This window comes from Weissella viridescens, assembly GCF_014789145.1.
Classification (GTDB): domain Bacteria; phylum Bacillota; class Bacilli; order Lactobacillales; family Lactobacillaceae; genus Weissella; species Weissella viridescens.
In genome coordinates this window covers 614,510-640,216 of the sequence record NZ_CP061835.1, presented here as the reverse complement: position 1 = coordinate 640,216, position 25,707 = coordinate 614,510, and the positions used below count along the sequence as shown (strand labels likewise).

The 25,707-nt window shown below is 42.3% G+C and carries 26 protein-coding genes and 6 tRNA genes; 7 read left to right on the top strand and 25 right to left on the bottom strand.

Annotated features, from left to right (window positions below; all coding sequences use genetic code 11):
- Window positions 1-154: 154 nt before the first annotated feature.
- The 15 genes from recO to IE337_RS03185 all read right to left on the bottom strand — a co-directional run bounded on the left by recO (window position 155) and on the right by IE337_RS03185 (window position 14,792).
- Window positions 155-943, bottom strand: a complete 789-nt coding sequence (gene recO, locus IE337_RS03255; protein ID WP_191136756.1) for a DNA repair protein RecO — start codon at window positions 941-943, stop codon at window positions 155-157.
- Between the two features lie 78 nt (window positions 944-1,021).
- Entirely contained in the window at window positions 1,022-1,927 is a 906-nt protein-coding gene (gene era, locus IE337_RS03250; RefSeq protein WP_057746334.1) for a GTPase Era, read from the bottom strand.
- A gap of 31 nt (window positions 1,928-1,958) precedes the next feature.
- Window positions 1,959-2,237, bottom strand: a complete 279-nt coding sequence (locus tag IE337_RS03245; protein WP_341480678.1) for a diacylglycerol kinase family protein — start codon at window positions 2,235-2,237, stop codon at window positions 1,959-1,961.
- Window positions 2,238-2,340: 103 nt separating this feature from the next.
- Window positions 2,341-2,823: an rRNA maturation RNase YbeY gene (gene ybeY / locus IE337_RS03240; RefSeq protein WP_057746329.1), complete on the bottom strand. Its 483-nt coding sequence runs from the start codon at window positions 2,821-2,823 to the stop codon at window positions 2,341-2,343.
- Between the two features lie 23 nt (window positions 2,824-2,846).
- Complete coding sequence (locus tag IE337_RS03235) at window positions 2,847-3,812, bottom strand: PhoH family protein (protein WP_191136754.1); 966 nt, start codon at window positions 3,810-3,812, stop codon at window positions 2,847-2,849.
- An 86-nt stretch (window positions 3,813-3,898) separates the two neighbouring features.
- Window positions 3,899-4,342, bottom strand: coding sequence for a GatB/YqeY domain-containing protein (locus tag IE337_RS03230; RefSeq protein WP_057746324.1), 444 nt, complete (start codon window positions 4,340-4,342; stop codon window positions 3,899-3,901).
- A 73-nt stretch (window positions 4,343-4,415) separates the two neighbouring features.
- Complete coding sequence (gene rpsU / locus IE337_RS03225; protein WP_042493485.1) at window positions 4,416-4,601, bottom strand: 30S ribosomal protein S21; 186 nt, start codon at window positions 4,599-4,601, stop codon at window positions 4,416-4,418.
- 103 nt (window positions 4,602-4,704) lie between these two features.
- Entirely contained in the window at window positions 4,705-5,583 is an 879-nt protein-coding gene (locus IE337_RS03220) for a YitT family protein (RefSeq protein WP_057746321.1), read from the bottom strand.
- Between the two features lie 29 nt (window positions 5,584-5,612).
- The gene (gene aspS / locus IE337_RS03215) at window positions 5,613-7,418 is read right to left on the bottom strand and encodes an aspartate--tRNA ligase (protein WP_191136753.1); all 1,806 of its coding nucleotides are present in this window, start codon (window positions 7,416-7,418) and stop codon (window positions 5,613-5,615) included.
- A 1-nt stretch (window position 7,419) separates the two neighbouring features.
- Entirely contained in the window at window positions 7,420-8,730 is a 1,311-nt protein-coding gene (gene hisS, locus IE337_RS03210) for a histidine--tRNA ligase (protein WP_191136752.1), read from the bottom strand.
- Window positions 8,731-9,042: 312 nt separating this feature from the next.
- Complete coding sequence (locus IE337_RS03205) at window positions 9,043-9,936, bottom strand: N-acetylmuramoyl-L-alanine amidase family protein (RefSeq protein WP_243185603.1); 894 nt, start codon at window positions 9,934-9,936, stop codon at window positions 9,043-9,045.
- A 111-nt stretch (window positions 9,937-10,047) separates the two neighbouring features.
- Window positions 10,048-10,491 (bottom strand): nucleoside 2-deoxyribosyltransferase, encoded by a 444-nt coding sequence (locus IE337_RS03200; RefSeq protein WP_191136751.1) that lies wholly within the window; start codon window positions 10,489-10,491, stop codon window positions 10,048-10,050.
- Window positions 10,492-10,603: 112 nt separating this feature from the next.
- A complete protein-coding gene (locus IE337_RS03195) occupies window positions 10,604-11,770 on the bottom strand; it encodes a hydroxymethylglutaryl-CoA synthase (RefSeq protein ID WP_191136750.1) in 1,167 nt (388 codons plus the stop codon).
- Between the two features lies 1 nt (window position 11,771).
- Entirely contained in the window at window positions 11,772-12,977 is a 1,206-nt protein-coding gene (gene coaBC, locus IE337_RS03190) for a bifunctional phosphopantothenoylcysteine decarboxylase/phosphopantothenate--cysteine ligase CoaBC (protein ID WP_191136749.1), read from the bottom strand.
- A 312-nt stretch (window positions 12,978-13,289) separates the two neighbouring features.
- Complete coding sequence (locus tag IE337_RS03185; RefSeq protein ID WP_191136748.1) at window positions 13,290-14,792, bottom strand: helix-turn-helix domain-containing protein; 1,503 nt, start codon at window positions 14,790-14,792, stop codon at window positions 13,290-13,292.
- Between the two features lie 160 nt (window positions 14,793-14,952).
- Between IE337_RS03185 and IE337_RS03180 the strand changes: the two genes are divergently transcribed.
- The 6 genes from IE337_RS03180 to IE337_RS03155 all read left to right on the top strand — a co-directional run bounded on the left by IE337_RS03180 (window position 14,953) and on the right by IE337_RS03155 (window position 15,563).
- Window positions 14,953-15,024 (top strand) — tRNA-Glu (locus tag IE337_RS03180).
- Window positions 15,025-15,045: 21 nt separating this feature from the next.
- Window positions 15,046-15,117 (top strand) — tRNA-Glu (locus IE337_RS03175).
- Window positions 15,118-15,138: 21 nt separating this feature from the next.
- Window positions 15,139-15,210, top strand: a tRNA-Glu gene (locus tag IE337_RS03170).
- A gap of 21 nt (window positions 15,211-15,231) precedes the next feature.
- Window positions 15,232-15,303 (top strand) — tRNA-Glu (locus IE337_RS03165).
- A 19-nt stretch (window positions 15,304-15,322) separates the two neighbouring features.
- Window positions 15,323-15,394 (top strand) — tRNA-Glu (locus IE337_RS03160).
- An 80-nt stretch (window positions 15,395-15,474) separates the two neighbouring features.
- A tRNA-Ser gene (locus IE337_RS03155) sits at window positions 15,475-15,563 on the top strand.
- Window positions 15,564-15,596: 33 nt separating this feature from the next.
- On the opposite strand, the gene ccpA is transcribed toward IE337_RS03155, so the two are convergent.
- The gene (gene ccpA, locus IE337_RS03150) at window positions 15,597-16,598 is read right to left on the bottom strand and encodes a catabolite control protein A (protein WP_191136747.1); all 1,002 of its coding nucleotides are present in this window, start codon (window positions 16,596-16,598) and stop codon (window positions 15,597-15,599) included.
- A 173-nt stretch (window positions 16,599-16,771) separates the two neighbouring features.
- Between ccpA and IE337_RS03145 the strand changes: the two genes are divergently transcribed.
- A complete protein-coding gene (locus IE337_RS03145) occupies window positions 16,772-17,872 on the top strand; it encodes a M24 family metallopeptidase (RefSeq protein WP_191136746.1) in 1,101 nt (366 codons plus the stop codon).
- A gap of 51 nt (window positions 17,873-17,923) precedes the next feature.
- Here IE337_RS03145 and accA read toward each other — a convergent pair whose 3' ends face one another.
- From accA to IE337_RS03100, 9 genes are read right to left on the bottom strand one after another with little or no spacing between them, the layout of a single operon-like run.
- Window positions 17,924-18,706, bottom strand: coding sequence for a carboxyltransferase subunit alpha (gene accA / locus IE337_RS03140; RefSeq protein ID WP_082626019.1), 783 nt, complete (start codon window positions 18,704-18,706; stop codon window positions 17,924-17,926).
- Window position 18,707: 1 nt separating this feature from the next.
- On the bottom strand, window positions 18,708-19,538 hold the full coding sequence (gene accD / locus IE337_RS03135; protein WP_191136745.1) for an acetyl-CoA carboxylase, carboxyltransferase subunit beta: 831 nt from the start codon (window positions 19,536-19,538) through the stop codon (window positions 18,708-18,710).
- Window positions 19,516-20,913 (bottom strand): acetyl-CoA carboxylase biotin carboxylase subunit, encoded by a 1,398-nt coding sequence (locus IE337_RS03130; RefSeq protein WP_191136744.1) that lies wholly within the window; start codon window positions 20,911-20,913, stop codon window positions 19,516-19,518. The genes accD and IE337_RS03130 overlap by 23 nt, the downstream gene beginning before the upstream one ends.
- A gap of 2 nt (window positions 20,914-20,915) precedes the next feature.
- Window positions 20,916-21,347 carry a 3-hydroxyacyl-ACP dehydratase FabZ gene (gene fabZ, locus IE337_RS03125; RefSeq protein WP_112468440.1) on the bottom strand — a complete coding sequence of 144 codons (432 nt, stop codon included), beginning with the start codon at window positions 21,345-21,347 and terminating at the stop codon, window positions 20,916-20,918.
- Window positions 21,348-21,366: 19 nt separating this feature from the next.
- On the bottom strand, window positions 21,367-21,822 hold the full coding sequence (gene accB, locus IE337_RS03120; RefSeq protein ID WP_191136743.1) for an acetyl-CoA carboxylase biotin carboxyl carrier protein: 456 nt from the start codon (window positions 21,820-21,822) through the stop codon (window positions 21,367-21,369).
- Between the two features lie 2 nt (window positions 21,823-21,824).
- Complete coding sequence (gene fabF, locus IE337_RS03115; protein ID WP_072152722.1) at window positions 21,825-23,057, bottom strand: beta-ketoacyl-ACP synthase II; 1,233 nt, start codon at window positions 23,055-23,057, stop codon at window positions 21,825-21,827.
- Window positions 23,058-23,081: 24 nt separating this feature from the next.
- Entirely contained in the window at window positions 23,082-23,804 is a 723-nt protein-coding gene (gene fabG / locus IE337_RS03110) for a 3-oxoacyl-[acyl-carrier-protein] reductase (protein WP_057746274.1), read from the bottom strand.
- Window positions 23,804-24,739, bottom strand: a complete 936-nt coding sequence (locus IE337_RS03105; RefSeq protein WP_191136742.1) for an ACP S-malonyltransferase — start codon at window positions 24,737-24,739, stop codon at window positions 23,804-23,806. The genes fabG and IE337_RS03105 overlap by 1 nt, the downstream gene beginning before the upstream one ends.
- On the bottom strand, window positions 24,739-25,704 hold the full coding sequence (locus IE337_RS03100) for a DUF561 domain-containing protein (RefSeq protein ID WP_057746268.1): 966 nt from the start codon (window positions 25,702-25,704) through the stop codon (window positions 24,739-24,741). Before IE337_RS03100 ends, IE337_RS03105 begins: the two co-directional genes overlap by 1 nt.
- Window positions 25,705-25,707: the final 3 nt, after the last annotated feature.

The following is a 25,707-nucleotide window of genomic DNA, read 5'->3' as shown; positions in this document are numbered from 1 at the left end:
CTTGGCAGCTTCATTTAATTTGTTCTTGGCTCAGACAGCGCCCCTTATAAACGATATGATTGCCCTTCCATCAACGGCAACTTGCTATACATGTGTTTATAAATATTCTGTCTTCATCGCTACACCATCTATTTTACTCGTCCATATTTTAAAGTCAATCAGTCGGCGCATTTTTTTGACCGCGTTGTGCTAAGCGTTGGTCCCATTGATGTAAATCTTGAATAAATGTTTTGGCACGTAACTGAACTCCCACCTGCTCCTGATAGATACGGTCCAGCACCCGAGCCATCTCTTCTTTAGTTACATCATTCAATGTCAATGAATGCAATTGCGTCAAATCCACACGCGCCAGTTGTTGTAACACATAAACCGCCTTAGGATTTACATGCATCCGATGTTCATCTCGTTCCCAATGTTTTTGACATAAAACGCCTTGTAGCTGTTCTGAAAAATCCATCGGTCCCTCAGCATTGCCACAAATGACACAACTTTGCCATTGGATTTGAATCCCAAAATCAGGTAATAAGTGTAACTCAAAATAATTCGCTAAAGCTTGAGCATCAAATCCGGCAACCATCTTTGTCTCAGCTAATTTAGCTTCATCAAACCAATGCGCAATCGGCTGATTATCAACATAAGCTGCATCAATAAGGCCAAGTATATAGAGCATGTATGCATTTTTCTCGACATCCTCAATAAAAACACGTGGGAGCTTACTTTGTTTCACATCATTGATGAAGCTTAAACCAGTGCGATTAATCGTGCCTTCATAAGTTGCCATCGTTAAAGGTTGCATATCCGCCGCATATTGATAGCGTTTTGATTTCCCATGTCGAATATAAAACATGCGTTTACCATATTCACGGGTTAGAATCTTAACCATTAAATCCTTTTCTTTGTGGGCCCGCTGGTACATGACAATGCCCTGAAAGATATCCGCCATTTTAGCCCTCCTTTTTAAATAAAAAAAGAAATCGCCGTCAGTGACGAAACGATTTCAAATTGGGTGATGCAACGTTGTTTAAACGTCGGCATCCTCCTTATATCCATATGATTGCAAGGCTTGTGGCTTATCGCGCCAGCGATCTTCAACCTTGACCCAAAGTTCTAGATAAACTTTGCTACCAAGCAAACGTTCAATATCTTTACGGGCACGGGTTCCGATTTCTTTAATCATACTCCCACCCTTACCAATAATGATATTCTTTTGACTTGGACGCTCAACAACAATCGTTGCTTGTACATGTAACTTTTCATTTGCTTCACGAGCAATACTATCAATCACGACAGCCACAGAGTGTGGCACTTCTTGACGCGTTAATTGTAGGACCTTTTCACGAATCAACTCAGCCATAATAAAACGTTCTGGATGATCAGTGATTTGATCTTCAGGATAGTATTGAGGACCCGCTTCCATTTGGTCCATTGTTGTATCAATCAATGCTTGCACATTGTCACCGGTCCGTGCTGAAATTGGGAAAATTTCAGCAAAATCCATCTGCGCTTGATAATCAGCAATCATCGGCAAAACTTCTTGCGGCTGAACCAGATCCACTTTATTAATGACCAAGTAGACTGGTGTTTCAACATCCTTTAAACGATTAATGATGTAATCATCACCGCCACCACGTGGCTCATCGGCATTAACGACAAACCAAATCATATCCGCTTCATGTAAAGCTGAATTAGCCGTTTTCATCATGAAATCTCCCAAACCATTTTGTGGTTTATGGATTCCAGGTGTGTCAATAAACACAATTTGACCCTCATCCGTGGTATAAATTCCTTGAATTTTATTACGGGTTGTTTGGGCCTTTGGTGACATGATGGCAATTTTTTCACCAATCATCTGGTTTAGCAATGTTGACTTACCCACATTTGGGCGCCCAACAATAGCAACAAACCCGGACTTAAAAGCTTCTGACATTCGTATATTTCCTCATATATTCTGTATTCTATTAAAAGAGATAGGGATAAAAAATTAAGCAGCCAATTACTGCTGCGGTTCCTGCTGCGACTAAAACCCCGCCAGCCGCAACATCTTTTGCGACTTTGGCGAGCGGCTCGTATCGTTCCCCGACAATTAAATCAACAATTGCCTCAACCATCGTATTCACGAATTCAGACATGATCACCATACTAACGGCAATCGTAATCCAAATCCAATCGGACCGGCCTATTCCCAGATAGATGCCAAGACATAACACTAAGATGGCCGCCACAAGATGGAAACGCATGTTGCGCTCACGCCTTAGGACATCAATTACGCCATCCAGCGCATGGCCTAAGGCTTGTAAGAAATGGCGATTTTTGGTGACCTGATGTTTATCGGGGGTCTGATTATCGTGTAAGCCCATAATCATCTAAGATTTGGCGTTGCAAATCAAACATTTCTTTTTCATCGGCTTCACTCTTCATATGGTCATATCCATTTAGGTGTAAGAACCCGTGTACCACTAGAAAACCTAACTCTCGTTCCCACGAGTGCTCCAGATATTCGGCTTGTTCACCAATCTTGTCCACTGAAACAATTAAGTCACCAATGTTTTTGGGAATCTCTTCAGCCATTTCCTCGTCCATTAACAATGGAAAATCATCGGCCTCATCTTCAATGGCAAATGAAATCACATCTGTTGGCTTATCAAGGCCACGATATTCCCGATTATATCGTTGAATTTCATCATTATTCACAAATGTAACTGACATTTCAGTATTATCAGGTAGACCCAGTGCCTTACCAGCATAATCCAAAACGTTTTTTACAAGTGTCAAATGTTCTTCTGATAAACCTGGTTTTGATTCATCGATTAATGCTAAATCCATATTTGCTCCTTTACTGTTCCAGTTTATTCTTTCTCATTATAGTGATCATACGCCCCGACAATAGCCGCTACAATTGGGTGCCGTACCACATCGCTAGCGTCAAAATGAATCATTTGGATTTGTGGGACATCTTGTAAGATGGTTTGAGCTTGTACCAGACCTGATTTTACGCGTGGTGGTAAGTCAATCTGAGAAACATCCCCATTCACCACCATCTTTGAACCAAAGCCAAGCCGAGTTAGAAACATCTTCATCTGCGCGGTTGTCGTATTTTGCGCTTCATCCAAAATGATAAAGGCGTTATCTAAAGTTCTTCCTCGCATATAAGCCAACGGCGCAATTTCAATCACTTCTCGATCAATTAAACGCTCCGTATGCTCTTTACCGAGAATGGCGAACAGCGCATCATAGATCGGACGTAAATACGGATCAACCTTTTCTTTTAAGTCACCGGGTAAGAATCCAAGACTTTCACCAGCTTCAACTGCAGGTCGGGTAATAATCAAACGTTCCACATCACCCCGCTTTAAGGATGCAACGGCCATAGCAACAGCCAGATAAGTTTTACCCGTTCCCGCAGGGCCAACGCCAAAAGTCACATCTGCATGACGGATTGCGTTGACATACTCCCGTTGATTATAGTTTTTAACGCGAATTGCCCGACCCTTAGCATCCCGAATAATTGTTTCAGTATACATATCAGCAAAATACATCAACGTTCCGCGTTGAACCATGTTCATTGCTGAAACAATATCAGCAGGTCCAATTCGGATGCCTTTTTTAATTAACAGGCAGAGCTCTTCAACGACGGCAATCGTTTGTGCAACAGCGTCTTCTGAACCAATAATGGTTAGTTGAGCTCCCATACCCGTTATTTGAACGCCAAGGCCCTCTTCTAATAACTTGAGATGAGCATCTTGTGGTCCGACGAGACCGATTTCTTGTTCTGGATTTTCAAATTGAAAGTGTTGTTCTATGGTATTTGTCAATTATATAACCCTCTTTTGCTCAGATTACTTATATTATACCTTAATTAACTATGTATCGGGGATGGAATTCCCCGGGATAAATCATATTATGCGAGTTCGCTTTGGACTAATTGATTGATCAATTTTCCATCAGCCTTACCCTTGACCTTTGGCATAAGAGCACCCATAACTTTTCCCAAATCAGCCTTGCTCGTTGCGCCAACCGCAGCAATGGTTTCTTGTACAATTGCACGTACTTCATCTTCTGAAAGTTGTTCAGGCATGTACTTTGCAAGCACCGCGATTTGTGCGTTTAAGTCTTCTGCTAAGTCATCACGCCCAGCATCAACGTAGGCATCACGTTCTTCCACGTGTTGCTTCATTTCACGAGATACCACTGACAATTCTTCGTCAGGGGTTAAATCATGTCCCAGCTTAATTTGTTCATTTGATAAGTCAGACTTCAACATACGGATAACACTTAGTGCTTCCTTATCTTTGGCTTTCATCGCCGTCTTCATATCGGTACTTAATTGTTCTGATAATGTCATGATTGTGTTCCTCTTTATTTGATAATTTCTAAACAAAAGCCGGACCACCAAAAGGTAGCCCGGCCAGGACGTTTTAGCGTCCCTTCTTGTTCTTGCGCTTACGAGCAGCCTCAGCCTTCAACTTACGTTGTACTGATGGCTTGATGTAATATTCGCGCTTACGGTACTCTTGTAAAGTACCATCCTTTGATACACCACGCTTAAAGCGACGGAGAGCATCATCTAGAGACTCATTCTTACGAACAACAGTCTTTGCCATAATGTTTACCCTCCCTTCCCGTGTGAAGAATTCAACTTATAATGTCGCACACTTTTGTTCAAATTAAATTCTACCAGAATTCTGAAACAAGTCAAACATATTTTTAGAGTTTTGGCTCATAAAACCGACCCGTGGTATGTTCAATGCGCCAGGTCGATGACCAAGCTTTAGGATCGGCTTGTTCCAAAGCATCCCGGAAATCATAACGTTCATATGCCGAGATTACGGTAAAGAGAATCTCTTTCTCGTGATGGTTATACCCACCCTCAGCATCATGCACAATTGTAATTCCACGACGGATGTTCTGTTGCAACATTTCAATGACACGATCAGGCTGTTCAGTCACAATCATTACTTGGAGCTTTTGCTGACGCGTATAAAAATTGTCAATCATATAGGCATTCACAATTAATGAAATCCCCGTATAGAGCGCATATTGCGGTCCAAAAAGGTAACCCGCCGTTAACAAAATAAAGAAATTAAAGGTCAAATTAACCGCACCCATCCGCATACCAAACTTTTTGCGGGCAACGATCCCAATAATATCCAAACCACCTGTTGACAAACCGGTTCTAAGGGCAAAACCCGTTCCAAATCCATTAATACCACCACCGAATATCGCTAATACGAGTGGATCATGAACCCAAGTACCCGGTGACGGTACAATGCGAATGGCGATGGCAGCAAGTAAAAGCGCCAAGGCCGTAAACATGGTAAACCGATACCCCAGCTTTCGATAGCCCAAAATCAACACAGGGACATTCAATAGAATCAAGAGCAAACCAATTGAGATGTTCATGTGTAGGTATCGAAGACCCAGCGTATTTAAAATTTGTGCCAAGCCGGTAAATCCTGATGAATAGATATGACCAGGAGTCCAAAAAATATTAATGGCAATGGCTGAGGTTAAGGCATAAATGATGGCAGCCACAATTCGGGCCGCATATTCATGTCGATCAAAATATAGCATTATCTGCGTCATATTCGCTCACCTTCCTCACTTGAGGTGCCCTATTCTTCTGCCAAATTAGGTGTGTCGGTATCAGCATATTCTGGTGCCTGCAAACCTAGGTCACCTTCAACTTGTTGTTTTGAAACAGGAGTAGGTGCTTCAGTCATTGGTTCAGTCGCCTTTGAGTTCTTAGGGAAAGCAATCACATCACGAATGTTATCACGACCTGCCAAGAGCATAGCTAGACGATCAAGTCCCAAGGCGATTCCACCCATAGGTGGGAATCCATATTCCATTCCTTCTAACAAGAAACCAAAGGCTTCTTGTGCAGATTCTGGTGTAAAGCCAAGGGCTGATAACATCTGTTGCTGAATGTCCATACGGTGAATACGAATTGATCCAGATCCTAATTCGTATCCATTCAAAACAAGATCATAAGATTGTGCGTGAGCTTTGTGAGCCCCCTCAGTGGTCGCCATTAATGGCAAATCTGCCTCATTTGGCATTGTGAATGGATGGTGCGCTGCAATCCAACGATCTTCCTCAGGTTGATATTCAAAGAGTGGCCAATCAATAATCCAAGCAAATGCCCACTTTTGATTGTCGATGAGATTCATTTCTTTGGCCGTCATGCGACGCAACGCATCCAAAGTCGGATTCACAACGTTAGGCTTATCCGCAGCAAACAAAATCAAATCACCTGCATGCGCACCCGTTGCATCCAAAATTGCCTCACCTTGTTCAGTAAAGAACTTGGCAATTGGTCCAGCAATCCCTTCTTCAGTGACCTTCAACCAAGCTAAGCCCTTAGCTCCAAAACGTTCAACATACTTACCTAGCTTATCGATTTCTTTACGTGAGTAGTGTTCAGCTCCGCCAGGTACGACAATGGCCTTAACCATTCCACCGTTGGCAACTGCACCAGAGAACACGCCAAAGTCAGAATCTGCCATCATCTCTGAAAGATCCTGCAATTCCATGTCAAAACGCATATCAGGCTTGTCAGTTCCATAGCGACGCATTGATTCTTCCCACGTCAATACTGGAATATCAGTTGGATCTAGGTCATAGTCGACCGTCTTTTGCATAATTGAAGCAACCCATTGACCAACCAATTCACGAATTTCATCTTGATCCATGAATGAAGTTTCCAAGTCAAGTTGCGTAAATTCAGGTTGACGATCCCCACGAAGATCCTCATCTCGGAAAGCACGCGCAACTTGATAGTAACGATCAAAGCCTGCCCCCATCAAAAGCTGCTTAAATAGTTGTGGTGATTGTGGCAAGGCATAGAAAGCCCCTTGATAAATCCGTGAAGGTACTAAATAATCACGTGCCCCTTCCGGCGTTGACTTTGCCAAATAAGGTGTCTCAATATCAATGAACCCTGCTTGATCCAAGAATTCGTGCGTAGCAGCCGTAATCTTTGAACGAATTCGCAAATTTTCTTGCATTTCTGGACGACGCAAATCAAGGTAACGATACTTTAAACGTGTTTCATCAGAAGCATCTACCCCGTCTTCAATCAAAAATGGGGTGGTCTTTGATTCAGCTAAGACTTTAATATCAGTTACTTGAACTTCAATTTTTCCTGAATGAATATGTTCATTAATTGCGCCCTCAGCACGCTTCTTAACGACACCTGAGACTTCAAGGACGTATTCTGAACGAACTGATTCAGCTACTTCAAGGGCTTCTTTCGAAATCTCATCAGAGAAAGCCAGTTGGGCAATGCCTTCACGGTCACGTAAATCAATAAAAATTAATCCACCTAAATCACGTCGCTTTTGGACCCAGCCGTCTAATACAACCGTCTGTCCTTCATATTGTTCATCAATTAATCCCGCATAGTTCGTTCGTTTCATGTTATTCCTCTCCTGTCTCAACTTCAATTTCCAAGTAATCTGGTAGGGCGGTGTATAGGTCCGTCAACTTAATTTGTTGTTCAACCCCTGTCTGTAAATTCTTTAATTTTGCTGCATGGTCCGCTAATTCGCGATCACCAATCAAAATCATATAGTGGGCATTTTCACGATCAGCAGCCTTAAACTGACCCTTTAACTTACGTTCTTCATAATCGCGATCGGCACTATATCCAAATGAGCGTACTGCTTGGAGCATTTGCATAGCCACCACGTCAGTTCCCTCACCTTGATTAGCCACATAAACGTCCAAGGCAGGCGCATCTGGCAAAACGGCATTGGCATCATCAAGCAATAACATTAGTCGTTCTAACCCAATTCCAAATCCAACCCCTGGCAACTGTGGTCCACCAAACTCTTCTACAAGTCCGTTATAGCGTCCACCACCAGCAATCGTCGTCCATCCCTCTCCAAGTGTTGAACTTTGGGTCATAATTTCAAAAATAGTGTGATTATAGTAATCAAGACCACGTACAGTACTTGCATCAACTTCGTAATCAATCCCTAAGGCATCCAAATAACGTTTTACCTTATCCCAGTGTGCTTGTGCTGTTTCACTGAGGTAATCCAAAATTGATGGTGCATTTTCAACAATGGTTTGATCTTTGGCATCCTTCGAGTCAAGCACACGCAATGGATTCTTTTCCAAACGGGTCTGTGAATCATATGATAGCTCTTCCTTAAATGGGGTCAAATAATCAATTAAGGCCTGACGGTATGCATCACGTGATGCTTGATCGCCAAGTGAATTTATTGTGACTTTCAACTCAGTCACACCCAGAGTTTGGAAAAAGTCTACTGCCATTGCAATCGTTTCAGCATCAAGCGCTGGTGATTCAGAACCAATCGCCTCAACTCCAATCTGATGGAATTGACGCATTCGACCAGCTTGAGGTCGCTCATAACGGAACATTGGTCCAATATAGAATGCCTTATAGGGCTTCGCAAATTCTGGGCCGTATAACTTATTCTCGACAAATGACCGCACGACACCAGCAGTTCCTTCAGGACGCAATGCAATGTGACGCTCCCCTTTATCATAGAAATCGTACATTTCCTTAGTCACAACGTCTGACGTGTCACCGGCTGAACGAGCAAACACATCAAAATTTTCAAAAATGGGTGTTCGAATTTCTTGGTATTGATAATCTGAAAAAAGGAGTCGCGCCGTTTCTTCGACGTAATGCCACTTGTGCGACTCACCTGGTAGTAAGTCTGCGGTTCCTTTTGGTTTTTGGAATGTTTGTTTTGCCATTTTAAAGCCCTCTCAATTTCTAATTTCACCGACAAAAAAAGCCCCTGACAACAGTTCATCACTGTCATCAAGGGCGCATCTTTTTTTGCGCGGTACCACCTTGTTTGGTTCTCATACATACCGTAACGGGGTATTTGCGCGCACAATGCGACCTAAAAAGTGTCCCTCTATGGCTAAAACGTGGAACTTACACCAACTTCCACTCGCTGTCGAATTAGATCACAGATTTACTTTCTCATCGGTTCAATATATCTGTACATCATTATCCCCTAGCTGACGGAGCACGTCAAGAGCTAGCTGGCCGGACGACGCTTATTTTTTATGTTCTTCCAGGTACCGTTCAAGTCCATATGGTATTGCATTTGCAATTTTTTGTTGGAAACGAGCGGTTTTGAAGTGATTAAAATCACGATCAGAGTTGATATACCCATTTTCCATCAAAATCGCCGGCACCTTATTGTCACGAAGGACTAAGTAATCACCGAAAGCGACCCCTTTATTTGGCATATTTTTAGGCATTTCAGGGGAAATCGCTGTATTTACTGCGCTAGCCAAGTCCTTTGAACCATTCTTCGTATGATAATAGTAAGTTGTATAGCCACTGGCTGAATTTGATTCAGGAGCTGAATCAAAATGGAATGAAATAAACATATCTGAGTGGCGCATTTCTGCTATTTTTGGAATATCTGGTAATGCCACTAGTTTATCTGTATCACGAGTCATAATCACGCGCGTACCATGTGATTTCAACTCAGTTTCTACCTTTTTGGCCAACTCTAATGTGTACTTCTTTTCATATTGATCATGATTTGAAAGGGCCCCTGAATCAGAACCACCGTGGCCGGGATCCAAGACAACGGTTGCCTCAGATAGTGGTGATAATTTTGATAGCGGCTGCGTCCGTTCAACTAACCAGCCCGCTACCCACGCTTTAGATTCATCTTCCCGACGAACCTCATACCAGCCACTTTCCCGTTTCAAAATTTGGAGATGTTCACCCTTTTTTAAAACACCGGCTCCTGGTGCTAACACACCACGTTCTGTGTGAATGGGCACATTACTAATTTTAACAGTTACTTGTTGGCGGTGTAGCAAAAAAGTCGTTGTCATTACTGCAGTTGTTAAAAGTGTTAAAACAACCACAAGCGGGACCCAAAAGCGCATCAGCCACCGCCGAATAAGTTGCCAAATCGTTTGCAAGGTCATCGTCATCATCCTTCTTTATTTATAATAATTCTATCTTACATGAATTTATCAAAAATGATACTAAAAACCCCGAAAGTTTCCACTTTCAGGGTTTCATCGCATTTAAAATGTTTAAAACATATCGCCAGACCATTCGGACGTAGGCATTTCGTCAAAGTCATATTGTGCAACATCTGAAACGTGAAGTAAGACCGCATGAGCTGGAATGGCCATCATCAAATTGACACTCCCATTTGGCTTTTCTTTAAGCAAAATAACTGGCTTTTGATTGGCATTGGCATAGCCAATTTCCCAAGCAGTTCCTGGATCAACAAAATCATCAACATAGTCAATCACGGCCACGACAACATCCGCCTGATCAATATGATCGCGATCAACCTTGAATGTCGCAGCTGCCCATTCGCGCGTACCCATCTCAAATTCGGCACATGTTTCTGAACGAGGACTGAAGAAACTAGCCACAGTTGGGTTATTCGTCAATGCTTGTTCCATCCGTTCAATGCGTTCAATTTGTTCGGCATCAAAAAAAGGCCCTGCTAAATATACATTTTTCATTTGTTCACTTGCTCCTAAGTTTATTTCAATATCATTTTATCAAAATAAACCGAACGTAACAAGTCATTAAATTGAATAAGCTGTCAAATCACGAACTAAAGCGCACTTATAATCAAAATTGTTCCACGTATTGTCTTTTCTGATCCTTAACACCACCCAAGACAAACTTAGCATGGTCATGTGTGATGTCGAGTTCACGGTCAGCAGAACCAAGTACCACTGAGTCAAACATTTTTTCGTATTCAGCAATTGACAGTTGGGTTCTTTGCGCCAATAAGTTAGGCAACTGTTCTTTGATCAAGCCCTGATTATATTCAGATTGCAACGTTAGCGAATACATCTCACCTTCAGCACCTGAACCATATGAAAATAGTCCTAATTCATCCCCTGCTGCTAACGTATCATCATTTAACAATAACGACATTAAACTCAAGTAAGCTGATCCAGTATAGAGATTACCAATTTGTTTATTGTAGCGACGACTCGCCTCAAATGAATCCATCAATGCATGTTGTTTTTGCTCATCAACTTCAGGTAAGACATCGCGTAATGCCTTGAGTCCCATCTTCGTAAACGGTAAATGGAAGACCAAAGCTTTAAAGCTATTCAAGTCACGGCCAGTTTGTGATTGATAACGTTCCCAGACTTCCTTAAAGAAATCACGATAGATATTAGCTGAAAACTTTCCATCAACCACAGCAGTTGATGAATCATTTGGGCGCCAGAAATCCATAATTTCATCAGACATAAAGACATTATCTTGATTTAACGTCGCAATCGTTGGATTAGGCGTCACCAGCATTGCAACAGCTCCAGCTCCTTGGGTCACTTCACCACCAGTATTAATACCGTAGCGGGCAATGTCACTTGCGATCACCAAAACTTTTGCTTTCGGGTGTAGGGTCACATAGTCACGGGCTTGCATTAAACCATAGGTACCTGAGTAGCAGGCTTGCTTAAGTTCAATTGTTCGAGCATAACGGTTAATCCCCAATAATTTTTGAACATACACTGCCGCGGATTTTGATTGATCAACACCGGATTCGGTTGCAAAAATAACCTCCTCAATTTCCGCCCGATCAGCTTGCGTTAACATTTGATCAGCTGCATTCGCCCCCATTGTCACCACGTCCTGTGTCGCAGGTGCAACGGCTTGTTGTGTTTGTCCAATCCCAATTAAATATTTGTCAGGTTCTTCACCACGGGCATGAGCCAAATCAACCATATCGATATAATATTGTGTTGAAAAGAAACTCATTTTATCGATTCCAACTTCCATTTTATGCTTCCTCCATTCTTAATTGAATCATTTGTAAGACCTGACGTGCCACCTCAATTTTACGCATCTTTGGTAAGGCAACAGGCGCTTCATTTTTGAACAATAATGTAACAGCGTTATCTGCTGAACCGAACCCAATATCAGTTTGTGATACATCATTTGCGATTAGCAAATCAGCCTGTTTCTTTTCAAGTTTAACTTGTGCATGCTGTAATAACTGTTGTGTTTCCGCCGCAAAGCCGACTAAGTATTGATGCGTTTTTTGTGCACCCAACTCGGCCAGAATATCAGGATTTTCAACTAACTTTAAATGCAACGCTGTTGAGTCTTGTTGCTTTTTCATTTTTTGCGTAGCTGGCTCGGCAATGCGATAATCTGCCACTGCAGCAGCCATAATCACTAGGTCAGCCGCTTCATAATAGCACTGCAACGCATTTTGCATTTCTTGCGCAGTTTTAACGTGTACAACGGTCGTAAATGGTGGGGGCGTTAAATCAACGGTAGTAATCAAGGTCACTTGCGCGCCTTGTTCAACAGCTGCCTGTGCGAACGCATATCCCATCTTACCTGATGAATGATTAGCGATATAACGAACTGGATCAATCGGTTCTTGCGTACCGCCAGCTGTCACAACGACATGTTTTCCGGATAACGTCTGTTCATCAGCATTTGCTAATACATTGATTTGAGCGCACAACGTTTCTGGTTCAGCTAAACGACCAACTCCCGCATAGCCTTCTGCCAACATCCCCTGCTCAGGGGCCATGATCGAAACACCATCGCTTTGTAACTGTGCAAGATTACGTTGCACTGCCGCATTTTGGTACATATTCGAATTCATGGCTGGAGCCACAGCAATCCCAGTATGGCGAGCAATCACCACACTTGATGCTGCGTCATCTGCAACACCAAGCGCCATCTTAGCGATAAAATTGGCACTGGCTGGTGCGACAACCATATAATCCGCCCAATCCGCAAGCTCAATGTGGGCAATGGCTGGGTCGGTTGTTTCAGTGAACAAATCAGTTAACACTGGATGTGTTGTCAAAACACTAAATGTTTTAGGTGTTACAAATTCACAAGCGGACTTCGTCATGACAACCCGAACATCAGCTTGGGCTTTCACAAGTAATCGCACCAAAGTCACAGCTTTATATGCAGCAATGCCGCCCGTGACGACTAACACTATTTTTTTACCCACTAACATGGCTCCACAATCCTTTTTATCTATTTTAGAAGTCTATTTTACCACTATCTACGTAAATTCGGTTGTTTTAACGCAAAATAAAAGGAGTCAGCAAGCTGACTCCTTTTATTTAACCCCCCAAGGTTATACTGCTGACACCTTTGAAAAAGTGTTCCTCTTGATTCATTTGCAAAACTACGATATCCGTAGCCCCCTCTTGCAAGCCCTCAAGACTATGTTATTAGAATAAACAATATTCAAACATTCCGCCATGCTGAATTTTTTTAATTCGTAAAAAAATACGCAGAATCATATCGAGATTGATTAAATAGCCTATCTTTTCCGATTTTGATAGTACTTAATTGATAATTGCATCGCATCTTGCACAAAATGATCAATTGTATGATTATCTGGAAATACATTCCAAATGTATCCTGGAACCGTATACTCACTCTCAATGGCAATATCTGAAATATAAAAGTCTGCCGGTTCCCCCACTGAAACAAACTCAAAATTAATATTACGCCGATTAGCAAGCTGCTGCCGGATTAGCTCATCCATTCCCGGATGGTAGACAAAACCAATCGCCACGCGAATAGGTGGCAAAATCATGGCTGGTGTCAAATGAACAATAATTGCATTGAAATAGTCCTCAAACATGACCCGTCTAAACTTCGGAACATCTTCAATTTGCCAAACATCAGCTAATGTTACGAGTAAATCGCTCGTAAACTTCGCATGAATTGGAAAATTACGCTCTAATACACCAATGTCCACTGAGCTCTGCACCAAATCTTTTAAGAAGTATAATGTCCGTAAATTGCTGCTTAATGTAGCCTGTAGTAATTGCGCTTCAACCGCTGACGGAAGTTGACTTTGAAAAGCGGTTTCGTAGTTATTACGCAACGTTAATGTCAATCGTTTTAGACGTGTCTGAACTTCACTTCGTAACATTTCTTCAGGAACATCAGTCACTAACCCGCTCGTAAACATCGTTAAAATTGCAAATTGTGCTTCAATTCTTAAGACATGCTCTGGTAAATCGACAAATTCCCGCATCATATCAATTAAATGCGCATTTAATTGTTGATAGGCCTCAGGCCAGTCGGCTGCATCAACCAAAATATGTGGTAAATCTTGATCATGTAAATAATGACCATTCTGAACTCGAATCAACCAAATCAAGACTTGAAGGGAAATGACTCGCTCATTCGTCATATCCTGGGTTAAGCCATAAATATCCAATAATTTATCCACGAGCTGATCTGTTACCAAATGATCTTGTGGTGTTGATTGAATGATTGTCGTTTCGATTTGTGCATGATAATACCGCATTAATTGCATAAAAAAGGCTCGGACAACAACTTCATTACCAACGATTCGGTTATTCTTGCTTACTTCAATATCTTGATTCAAAAATGCTTCTTGTATTTTTTGTTTAGCAGATCGCACTGCAGCGACCGAAATATTGTGCCGGTCTGCAAAATTTTCATACGAATCGACCTGTTCGGTTAACATTTCCAATAAAAGCACCCATGCTATTGAGCGCTTTCGATACTGGTACTCTAAAGCCAAGGTGTTAATTTGTACACTATGGTTAATTTTAATTACTTTCCCCTGCATATCGTACTTGTCATCATCACGCCCCCCCGTTTGTTGCGTTTCAAGATCACGTACGAGTGTTTCTAACGTTGACAAAACACGATATCGTGACCAGTCCAAATCATGCATCACGGTTGTTACCGGAACAACATCATCCAATCTTGATAATAAATAATCATTTAAGCGCACGATATCCTGTTCATGTCGATCTAAAACCCATCTTAACTTGTCCACATCTCTCTCCCCATTTTTTGTAAAGAATGTGATTATTTTATAGTATATGAAGATACATTGACAAGTCATAAAAAAAATTTCCGAATTCGTAATTTTTTTGTTGCATGACCTTTCATATTCTGGTATATTATCTCTTGTTGTTAATACGTGATTTATTTTCGGCCCATTGGTCAAGCGGTTAAGACTCCGGTTTTTCACACCGGCATCCAGGGTTCAACTCCCTGATGGGCTATTGCTTCATTTTTATTTTTTTGGCTCATTGGTCAAGCGGTTAAGACTCCGGTTTTTCACACCGGCATCCAGGGTTCAACTCCCTGATGAGCTATTGTTTCATTTTTATTTTTTCGGCCCATTGGTCAAGCGGTTAAGACTCCGGTTTTTCACACCGGCATCCAGGGTTCAACTCCCTGATGGGCTATTGCTTCATCTTTTATTTTTTGGCTCATTGGTCAAGCGGTTAAGACTCCGGTTTTTCACACCGGCATCCAGGGTTCAACTCCCTGATGAGCTATTGTTTCATTTTATTTTCTGGCCCATTGGTCAAGCGGTTAAGACTCCGGTTTTTCACACCGGCATCCAGGGTTCAACTCCCTGATGGGCTATCATCGAAAACCACCAATATTCTTATTGGTGGTTTTCTTGAATTTATAGGCAATTATCGCTATAATTGTTGTTTGTACATGGAGATATGGCAGAGTGGTAATGCAGCGGACTCGAAATCCGCCGAACCGGTGTAGAGCCGGCGCACGGGTTCAAATCCCGTTGTCTCCTTAAAAAAACACCATTTCAATTGAAATGGTGTTTTTATTTTGCTGTTGAGTCACGTGTTGTAAAACCATGCATCAATTCGATTTGCGTATCGTCTAACTCCTCATGCCCCATTAACTTTGTTAACATACGCATTGAAATGGCACCCATATCATAGATAGGTTGTGTGATTGATGACATTGCTGGTCGCGTCATACGCGTTAACTGCGAATTATTACTAGCAATTAATTCAAAATCTTGAGGTAAGTGCAACCCTAAATCAGTCAACCCATTCAACACACCAGCAGCCATTTCATCTGTCGTGATAACCGCTGCAGTAGCGCCAGACGTTTTAACAGCTTGGGCTAATTGATAACCTGCTTCATACGTATATCCGGCTTGGAAAATCAGTTTATCGTCGTGGTTGATACCGTGTTGCGCAATAGCATCTTCATAGCCTTGGAATTTGTAATCCTGTTTTGTATATTTCGATAATGGACCCGAAATAAACGCAATGCGACGATGGTCATTTTCAATTAAATGCAGTGTTGCATCACGAAAGGCATTGAAATAGTCAATATTGACACTAGGTAATTTCTTTTGTGTATCAAGTGCCCCAGTTAACACGACGGGCAAGTCAATCGACAATAAACGTTCTTCAATTTCAGATGAGACTTGGTTTCCCATGAAAATAATACCGTCTACTTGCTTGCCTAGGAGGTTATCAATGAGATCATTTTTAATCTCACTCCCGTTAGAGCTTGATAAAATAATTTGGTAATTATACATATTTGCCACGTCTTCAATTCCACGTGCCAGTTCAGCAAAATACTGATCCGTTAAATCGGGGATGATCAATCCCACCGTAGTCGTTTTACGTGAGGCTAGCCCACGAGCAACTGCATTAGGTCGATAACCTAAGTCAGCAATGACTTTCTCAACTTTTTCTTTAGTTGCAGGTTTAACATTGGCGTTTCCATTCACAACACGCGAAACAGTAGCCATTGACACCCCGGCTTCACGGGCGACATCATAAATGGTGATTGTTGGTTTATCCATGCGCCTCACTCCTCTTCTTTTTCATTGTAAACGTTACCACTATTATCATAGCATGTTTTCATAATTTTTTCATTTCGTAAAAAGTTATTTTAGCATAATTATCTTGAAAATAACACAAGGTTTCTGAAAACGTGTACAATAAGAGTCATCAAATAAAAAAGGAGTTTTCATCTATGTATCAAAATATTAAGGAACTGCAAAACTGGCTCAATGTACAACAACTTGATGTCGCTTATATTTCAGATTTCCACTCAATTTCGTACTTAACTGGATTCGAATCTGATCCGATTGAACGTATTTTAGCCCTCGTGCTATTCCCACAAAACGATCCCTTTATTTTCGCTCCAGCCCTTGAAGTTGAAACGGTTAAAGCAACTGGTTGGCCCTACCCGGTTTATGGTTACCAAGACTCAGAAGATGCTTTCGCCATGATTGCTGGTCATATTAAAGATGAAACCACTCATTTTGAAAATTGGGCTGTCGAAAAAGGTACCCTAACGCTTGAACGTGCCCAACAAATTCAACGTGTCGTCCCCAATGTGAAGTTCAAGGATGATTTAACGCCTCTAATTGAGCGCATGCGTTTAATTAAAACACCTGCTGAAATTAAAAAAATGCATCAAGCTGGAGCTGATGCCGACCGCGCCTTTCAATTTGGTTTTGATGCTTTAGCAACCGGTAAAACTGAACTGGAAGTCATGGCTGAATTAGAATATCATATCAAAGCACGTGGTGTGCCTGCTATGTCATTTGAAACGCTCGTTCAATTTGGCGCTCACGCGGCTAATCCACATGGTTCTACCGGTCAAACGAAGCTACAACCTGGAGAACTCGCCTTATTTGATTTAGGAACAGTCTACGACGGCTATGTCTCTGATAGCACGCGTACGGTCGCTTATCAGTCCGTGACTGATCATCAACGCGATGTATACAATGTCGTCCTTGAAGCGCAGTTAACGGCTCAGGATGCCGTTAAACCCGGAATGACGACCGGTGAATTAGATCAAATTGCACGTGATGTTATCACCAAGGCTGGTTATGGTGAGTACTTTGTTCACCGCCTCGGTCATGGACTAGGTAGTTCAGTGCACGAGTCGATTCAAGTTGCTCCCAACAATGACCTTGTTCTAGAGCCTGGAATGGCTTTCTCAATTGAGCCAGGTATTTATATTCCAGGAGACCTGGGTATTCGTATTGAGGATTCAGTCGTTCTAACCGAAGCTGGTGCTGACTCATTTACGCATACAACAAAAGACTTACAAATTATTGATTAAAAAGAGAGTTAGAATACCTCCAAATGGAGGTGTTCTAACTCTTTTTAGTTTTTAAAACTTTCGAAAACGTTGTTGGCGTCTAGAAACTAACTCATTTGGGTCTAGTTTCATCAATCGTTCGATTGAACGTTCAAGTCGAACCTGAACCAAACGCATTAATCGACGCTTTGTCCATCCTTCAGGAATAACATAATCAATAACGCCTTCATCAGCTAATTCAGCCGCTGTTAAGCCCATAAGCCGTGCCGCCTCATCCGATCGTTTACCATCTTTCCATAGGATTGAGGCAAACCCTTCTGGAGAAAGCACAGAGTATGTGGCATTCTCGAACATCCACACCTCATCAGCCGTCGCCAAAGCCAACGCACCGCCTGATCCTCCTTCACCATAAATAATGGCGATAATTGGAACAGTAATCTTCATACTCATCAGAATCGATTGTGCAATCGCTTCACCTTGCCCATTTTCCTCAGCTTCTTTACCAGGATATGCACCAGGCGTATTAATAAAAGTAATAATAGGTTGGCGAAATTTCTCAGCATGTTGCATCATACGTTGCGCTTTACGGTAACCACTTGGCGTCGGCGAACCGTTACGCTTGGCAATCTTTTCATCTAACGTTAAGCCTTTATCAATGGCAATAACTGTGACCGGTTGCTCGTTCAACATCGCTACTCCACTGACGATACTTGGATCATCACCTTGTAGGCGATCTCCATGCATCTCAAAAAAGTCCGAAAATAATGATTGAATAATATAATTTGCGGAATAGCGGTCCTCACGTGACTTAGCAACGACTTCAGCCGGATCCAAATCGTGTTTAAACAAACTCATGTTATGCCTCATTTCTGCGATGTAATCGAACCAACTTAGCAATTGTGTCTGCTAAATTCTCTCGTGTTACAATTTCATCCACAAAGCCTTGCTGCTTCAATGACTCAGCTCGTTGAAAATCATCAGGTAATTTTTCATGTAAGGTCTGCTCAATGACACGACGTCCCGCAAAACCAATTAACGCATGCGGCTCAGCTAATGTCACATCTCCGTCCATCGCGAACGATGCCGTAACACCACCCGTGGTTGGATCGGTTAAGACCACCAAATAGAAGAGACCCGCTTGTTGAAAACGTGCAAGCACCCCTGAAATTTTAGCCATTTGCATAAGCGATTGTATTCCTTCTTGCATTCTGGCACCACCTGAAGCGGTAAATAAAATAACGGGTAACTTTTCTTGTAAAGCTAATTCAAATAAACGCGTAATCTTTTCACCGACAATTGTTCCAAGTGATCCCATTACAAAATGACTATCCATAATGCCTACTGCGACTGCTTGTCCTTTAACCGTACCAGTTCCTGTCATTACCGCATCTCGCAACTTGGTTGTGCGCTGTGCTCTATGCAGTTTATCTGCATATCCCGGAAAATCAGGATTTTGTAACGAAAGTTCTGCATTCGTTTCAACGAAAGAATGATCATCTAAGACTTGTGCAACACGCTCATGTGCGGTTAGACGGAATCCATAGCCACAATTTGGACACACTTTATATTTTCCAAGTTGCTTCTCATAGAAATGCGTGTGGCAATATGGGCAATCAACAAAAAGACCGTCTGGTACTCTTTTAGCTGCATCTGAAGGTTCATTTTTAAATTGATGTGCTGCTCCCATCGTCACCCTCCTCAAGCTGCTTTTGCCAATTTGGCAAAAAGACATCTTCAATATAAGTCGTATTAAAATCGCCCGCAACAAAGTTAGCATCATGTAACAAATCGAGTTGGAAACCTCGGTTTGTTTGAACACCATCAATTTGCGTTTCTGCTAATAACCGACGTAATTTTTGAATGGCCAAAGTGCGATTGTCATCTTGGGCAATCACTTTACCAATCATGGCATCATAGTATGGCTTAATTTGGTCATGTTCATAAATACCTGTATCAATACGACTACCCAAACCACCGTTAGGCCAGAAAAGGTGATCAATCGTGCCTGTACTTGGCAAAAAGCCAGTTTCAGGAACTTCAGCGTTTAAACGCGCCTCAATCACATGACCTTGCATCCGTAAATCAGACTGCTTAATTTGCAAAGATTCACCCGCGGCAATTAAAATCTGCATGCGTACTAAATCAATATTTACCAACATTTCAGTTACTGGATGTTCTACTTGGATTCGCGTATTCATTTCCATAAAATAGAAATGACCCGATTCATCTTGTAAGAACTCAATCGTTCCAGTATTCTCATAGCCAATCGCATCAACCGCACGCTTTGAAATTGCACCTAATTCAGCACGTTGTTGTTCAGAAACACCTACTGCAGGCGTTTCTTCAATCAACTTCTGATTTTTACGCTGCAAAGAACAATTACGCTCAGGTAAATAAACCATATTACCTTGCTGATCCCGTAGAATCTGCATTTCAATATGGCGCACATTTGTCATCACCTTTTCAACATAAAGATGATCATCACCAAAAGCAGCCTGTGCTTCATGTTGTGCATCAGCAAACTGACTCGCCAATTCGTCTTGGTGGTAAACAAAGCGCATTCCTTTACCACCACCACCAGCGGCGGCTTTAAGCAGAATGGGGTACCCAATTTTATTAGCAACTGACTCCACCGCTTCGATATCACGTACAAAACCTTCTGAACCTGGAATTACAGGAACATCGGCCTTACGCATCGCTTCACGCGCCTGGGCTTTGTTTCCCATCAAAGCGATAACCTCAGAGCTTGGACCAATCCATTTGATGCCAACCGCTGTCACCATTTCAGCAAACATATCATTTTCAGAAAGAAAACCATACCCTGGATGAATGGCTTCTGCGCCTGTTAACAAGGCCGCACTCAAAATATTATTCATATCTAAATAACTATCTTGCGCCCGTGGTCCACCAATGGCGACCGCTTCATCAGCTAATTGCACGTGCAAACTATCTTTATCTGCAGTTGAATAAACTGCAACAGATTGAATGCCCATTTCACGCAATGTACGGATAATTCTAACCGCAATTTCACCACGATTAGCAACTAGAACTTTTTTAAACATACTTAGTCTCCAATCGCAAATGTTAGTTCAGCGGTTGTGACGCGCTTACCATTTACATAAGCTGTGCCTTTACCCATTCCAACATTGCCACGGAACTTTTCCAATTCGACCGTTAATTTAATTTGGTCACCTGGCTCAACCTTCTTACGGAAACGTGCCTTGGGGATGCTTGCCAAGTAAACTGTTTTCCCCTTGAACTCGGGTAATGTCAAAATCGCAATTGCACCAGTTTGGGCCAAAGCTTCAATCATCATGACCCCAGGAAAAGTTGGATTTCCAGGGAAATGCCCTTGGAAAACTTCCTCGTTCATCGTTACATTTTTGATACCAGTTGCTGACTGACCAGGTGTAATTTCCTCAACACGATCAACAAGTAACATTGGATAACGATGTGGTAAGATTTCTTGAATTTCTTGTGTATTTAATTCCATGATACTGCCCCCTCCCTACTATTTAGTCGGGTATAATTTCAAATAGGTTCATTTCATAATCAACCATATCTTCATCTGCAACTAACACTTGTTTAATCGTTCCGCTCACGTCACTTTTAATCGGTGTCATCAATTTCATCGCTTCAATTAAAGCAACTTGATCACCCGCATTAACATGGCCTCCGACTTGCACAAATGGTTCTGCATCAGGATTTGGACGTAGGTAAACTGTTCCAACCAACGGCGCAGTAATATATGTTCCAGTGGGTTCCACAACAGGCGCATCCGTTACAGGTGCTGATTCTGGAGCTGCGACTGGAGCTGGTCCCGCCGGCGTTTGCGTTTGCGTAACGACCGTTGGTGCCTCATTTTTACTTAAATGAAGTGTATATTCCCCTTCATTAACTGAAAATTCACGTAATGAACTTGCATCAAGCGTTTGAATTAAGTCCTTTAGTTCATCTAATGTTAATTCCAAAACTATTCACCCCACTCTTTAAAGACTAGCGCAGCATTGTGACCACCGAAACCGTAATTTGCAGACATCGTGTAATGCACTGGCTTCTTTTGTTCACCTTGCTTAACTAACTTTACGCTCGCTGTATCTTCACCTTGGTGGGTCATACCGATATTGGCAGGCATCTCATCACGAAGTAACGCACCAACGGCAGCAATTGCTTCAACCGCACCTGCAGCACCTAACAAGTGTCCTGTCATCCCCTTAGTTGAAGATACATCGACACCTTTTTCACCAAAGACACTTGTAATCGCATTTGCTTCAGCCGAATCGTTCGTTGGCGTAGCAGTTCCATGTGCGTTCAAGTAATCGATTTGTTCAGGGGTCACATCAGCATCGGCCAAGGCTAGCTTCATTGATCCAGCAGGCCCTGATCCATCAGGCGTTGGCGCAGTCAAATGGTAAGCATCTGAATTTGCACCATAACCAACTACTTCACCCAAGATTTTAGCACCCCGGGCTTGGGCATGTTCTAATGATTCCAAAATCAAAATTCCAGAACCTTCACCCATAACGAAACCATTACGGTCTTCATCAAAAGGCAATGAGGCATGCATCGGATCCTTGGTTGTTGACAGTGCTGTTAGTGCTGCGAAACCTGAAATCCCCATCTTTTCAACGGTCGCTTCAGAGCCACCCGTAATCATAACGTCAGCCATACCATGTTTAATGCGCAAGTAAGACTCACCAATCGCATTGGTTGCAGAGGCACAGGCAGTTGAAAGCACGTAATTTACGTTCTTTGCACCGTACCGCATCGACACATTTCCAGACAACATGTTTGGAATAGCCATTGGCACGAACATTGGGCTAACACGACGTGGTCCCTTATCATGCATTTTAATAACTTGTTCTTGAATGGTAATCAAACCACCAATTCCGTTACCTAAAATGACCCCCATCTTATTGGGATCAGTATTTTCTTCATTGATACCAGCCTGTTCAAGTGCTTCACCAGCAGCATGAACACCATATTGTGAAAACAAATCCATTTTACGGGCTTCGCGCTTACCAATACGTTCAGCTGGATCAAAATCTTTGACTTGTCCAGCAACTGAAATACCAGTATCTGAGGCATCAAACTTCGTAATCTCTCCGATTCCGACTTGCCCATCCATCAAATTATCCAAGTACGTTTCAGCTGTATTCCCAATCGGTGTGATTGCACCTAATCCAGTTATTACAACTCTTGTCATTTTCTATACCTCAATTGTTTCAGACTAAAGTGATAAACCACCATCAACAGTGATTGTTTCACCTGTAACATAGTCGTTTTCGATCAAAAATTGTGCCGTTTGTGCAATTTCATCAGCATTACCCAGACGTTTCAACGGAATCGCATCTTTAATGTTCGCTTGAACCTTTTCGCTTAATTGACTCGTCATATCTGAATCAATCATCCCTGGAGCAATTGCGTTCACACGAATACCACGTGAAGCGCCCTCCTTAGCCAATGACTTCGTTAAACCAATAAGTCCAGCCTTAGAGGCAGCATAATTTGCTTGTCCCATGTTTCCATGTAAGCCAACAATGGAAGATAGGTTAATAATTGCCCCCGTACGCTTTTTTAGCATGTGCTTAAAAACAGGTTGCGTAACATTGAACGTTCCCGTTAAATTGGTATCAACTACCTGAGCAAAATCCGCTGAAGACATCCGAATAGCAAGTGTATCCTTCACAATCCCAGCATTGTTAACGAGCACATCAATTTGACCAACTTCTTCAATGAGTGCTTGAATAACAGGTTGAATCGTATCCGCGTCAGCAATGTCTCCTAAAATTACGGGTGTTCCCTCAGGAAAATCCGCTAACACAGTTTCACTAGGTTGTGAGCGCCCATGTAAAATCACGTTCGCACCTAGTTGACTGAATCGTTTGGCAATTGCTAAACCAATACCACGCGTTGAACCTGTCACTAAAACATTTTTATTCTTTAAATCCATTATTTTTCCTCACCTACAATTTCATCTGTAACCGTTTGGAATGATGCTAAATCATTAATTGTGTAGCGGTCCACATGCTTATCTAAAATTTGCTTGGCAAACTTCGTCAAAGTTTTATCTGGGCCTAATTCTAATGTTGCATCCAGCCCTTGCGCTTGCATGGCCAAAAGTGCATCAGAAAAATGTGTTGGACTGACAATCTGTGTCGTCAATATTGCTTTAACGTCATCAAAAATCGCACCTGTTGTATTCGAGTAAACCGGTACGTTCATTGGCGCCATCGCCTCATTGGCTAACCGTGGTGTCAATTCAGCTGCTGCACTGTCCATAAATGGTGTATGAAAAGCACCACTTACAGCTAGCGGCACAACCTTAATATCTGCTTGTTGTAAGTTTTCAGCGAATTGATCAATATCTTCAGCTAAACCAGCAATGACCAATTGCTTTGGTGTATTAAAGTTAGCTGGATAAATCGTAGCGCCAGCCAACTGAGCTTGATGAATCAAACTTAAAATACGATCCTGATCATTATCTAAAATAACTAACATTTTACTATCAGTCGCATCACTTGCAACTTGCATAAAGCGACCACGATCCTGCAAAATTTTGAAGCCTTGTTCAAAGGTCAAGACACCAGCGATTGCTAATGCCGTATATTCACCCAAACTCAACCCCACTGCACCGACAACTTGTTCTTTAATCTGGTCATCTAATGCAGCATAAATTCCCATTGACATCGTGTAAATCGCCATCTGGGCATACTGTGTTTGAGCTAGTTTCTCATCATTTTCCAGGATTTCCTGTTGAAAATCGTATCCAATTAAATCACTGGCTTGATCAACCACAGCACGATAAGCCGCATTTTGCTCGTAGAGATCGCGTCCCATACCAGCTTTTTGTGCGCCCTGCCCACTTAGCAATAAACCAATTCGCATTACTTGGTCCTCCAAGTTTGATTCAATAACTCAGATGCTTGCGTCCACGTGTCTGACAAAATGTCCGCAACTGGCTTAACATCCTTCACCATTCCAGCTGCTTCACCAGCCATGAAGGCCCCTGTGCTCTTGTCTCCATCGATTACAGCTCGCTTTAATGAACCGTTCTCAAGTTCCTCAATCGCATCAGCATCTGGCTTTGGCTTAGTCACTTCGACACGTTCATTTTTAATGTATTGCTTAGCCATCGGTGTTTTAAGCACACGGGCACGATTACCCATTAATTCACCCGTAACGACCGTTCCAATATCACGTGCTTTAACAACAGCATCCTTAAAGTTTTGGTGAATTTCAGATTCATCAGAAGCTAAGAAACGCGTTCCCATCTGAATACCACTAGCCCCAAGCATAATTGCCGCAGCAGCACCGCGACCATCGGCGATTCCACCAGCCGCAATGACTGGAATATCAACAGCGTCAACCACCTGAGGCACCAAAGTCATCGTTGAAAGTGAGCCAATATGACCCCCAGACTCCGCACCTTCAGCAACAACAGCGTCAACACCCTTTTTCTCCATCATCTTGGCTAATCCAACTGAAGGTACCACGGGAATCACAATGATACCGTGTTCGTGCAATTCATCAAGAAAAGGTGCTGGATCACCCGCACCAGTTGCGACGACCTTCACACCTTCTTCGATAATGACATCAAAAACTTCACGAATATGACGTGACATAAGCATCACGTTCACACCAAAAGGCTTATCCGTAATTTCACGTGCACGTTGAATTTCCGTTCGGACTTGATCTGCGTGCCAATAACCAGTCCCGATAATACCAAGGCCACCAGCTTCCGAAACGGAACCAGCTAATTGACCAGTCCCTGCCCAAGCCATACCACCTTGAATAATCGGATAGGTCATCCCCAACTTTTCAAAAATTGGGTTATCTAACTGTACGTTCATGTG

Excerpts from the sequence above, each read along its gene's own strand:
- recO (WP_191136756.1), bottom strand. The coding sequence starts at position 943 with ATGGCGGATATCTTTCAGGGCATTGTCATGTACCAGCGGGCCCACAAA.
- era (WP_057746334.1), bottom strand. The coding sequence starts at position 1,927 with ATGTCAGAAGCTTTTAAGTCCGGGTTTGTTGCTATTGTTGGGCGCCCA.
- IE337_RS03245 (WP_341480678.1), bottom strand. The coding sequence starts at position 2,237 with ATGCGTTTCCATCTTGTGGCGGCCATCTTAGTGTTATGTCTTGGCATC.
- ybeY (WP_057746329.1), bottom strand. The coding sequence starts at position 2,823 with ATGGATTTAGCATTAATCGATGAATCAAAACCAGGTTTATCAGAAGAA.
- IE337_RS03230 (WP_057746324.1), bottom strand. The coding sequence starts at position 4,342 with ATGACATTATCAGAACAATTAAGTACCGATATGAAGACGGCGATGAAA.
- rpsU (WP_042493485.1), bottom strand. The coding sequence starts at position 4,601 with ATGGCAAAGACTGTTGTTCGTAAGAATGAGTCTCTAGATGATGCTCTC.
- IE337_RS03220 (WP_057746321.1), bottom strand. The coding sequence starts at position 5,583 with ATGACGCAGATAATGCTATATTTTGATCGACATGAATATGCGGCCCGA.
- aspS (WP_191136753.1), bottom strand. The coding sequence starts at position 7,418 with ATGAAACGAACGAACTATGCGGGATTAATTGATGAACAATATGAAGGA.
- hisS (WP_191136752.1), bottom strand. The coding sequence starts at position 8,730 with ATGGCAAAACAAACATTCCAAAAACCAAAAGGAACCGCAGACTTACTA.
- IE337_RS03205 (WP_243185603.1), bottom strand. The coding sequence starts at position 9,936 with ATGACCTTGCAAACGATTTGGCAACTTATTCGGCGGTGGCTGATGCGC.
- IE337_RS03200 (WP_191136751.1), bottom strand. The coding sequence starts at position 10,491 with ATGAAAAATGTATATTTAGCAGGGCCTTTTTTTGATGCCGAACAAATT.
- IE337_RS03195 (WP_191136750.1), bottom strand. The coding sequence starts at position 11,770 with ATGGAAGTTGGAATCGATAAAATGAGTTTCTTTTCAACACAATATTAT.
- coaBC (WP_191136749.1), bottom strand. The coding sequence starts at position 12,977 with ATGTTAGTGGGTAAAAAAATAGTGTTAGTCGTCACGGGCGGCATTGCT.
- ccpA (WP_191136747.1), bottom strand. The coding sequence starts at position 16,598 with ATGGATAAACCAACAATCACCATTTATGATGTCGCCCGTGAAGCCGGG.
- IE337_RS03145 (WP_191136746.1), top strand. The coding sequence starts at position 16,772 with ATGTATCAAAATATTAAGGAACTGCAAAACTGGCTCAATGTACAACAA.
- accA (WP_082626019.1), bottom strand. The coding sequence starts at position 18,706 with ATGAGTTTGTTTAAACACGATTTGGATCCGGCTGAAGTCGTTGCTAAG.
- accD (WP_191136745.1), bottom strand. The coding sequence starts at position 19,538 with ATGGGAGCAGCACATCAATTTAAAAATGAACCTTCAGATGCAGCTAAA.
- IE337_RS03130 (WP_191136744.1), bottom strand. The coding sequence starts at position 20,913 with ATGTTTAAAAAAGTTCTAGTTGCTAATCGTGGTGAAATTGCGGTTAGA.
- fabF (WP_072152722.1), bottom strand. The coding sequence starts at position 23,057 with ATGACAAGAGTTGTAATAACTGGATTAGGTGCAATCACACCGATTGGG.
- fabG (WP_057746274.1), bottom strand. The coding sequence starts at position 23,804 with ATGGATTTAAAGAATAAAAATGTTTTAGTGACAGGTTCAACGCGTGGT.
- IE337_RS03105 (WP_191136742.1), bottom strand. The coding sequence starts at position 24,739 with ATGCGAATTGGTTTATTGCTAAGTGGGCAGGGCGCACAAAAAGCTGGT.
- IE337_RS03100 (WP_057746268.1), bottom strand. The coding sequence starts at position 25,704 with ATGAACGTACAGTTAGATAACCCAATTTTTGAAAAGTTGGGGATGACC.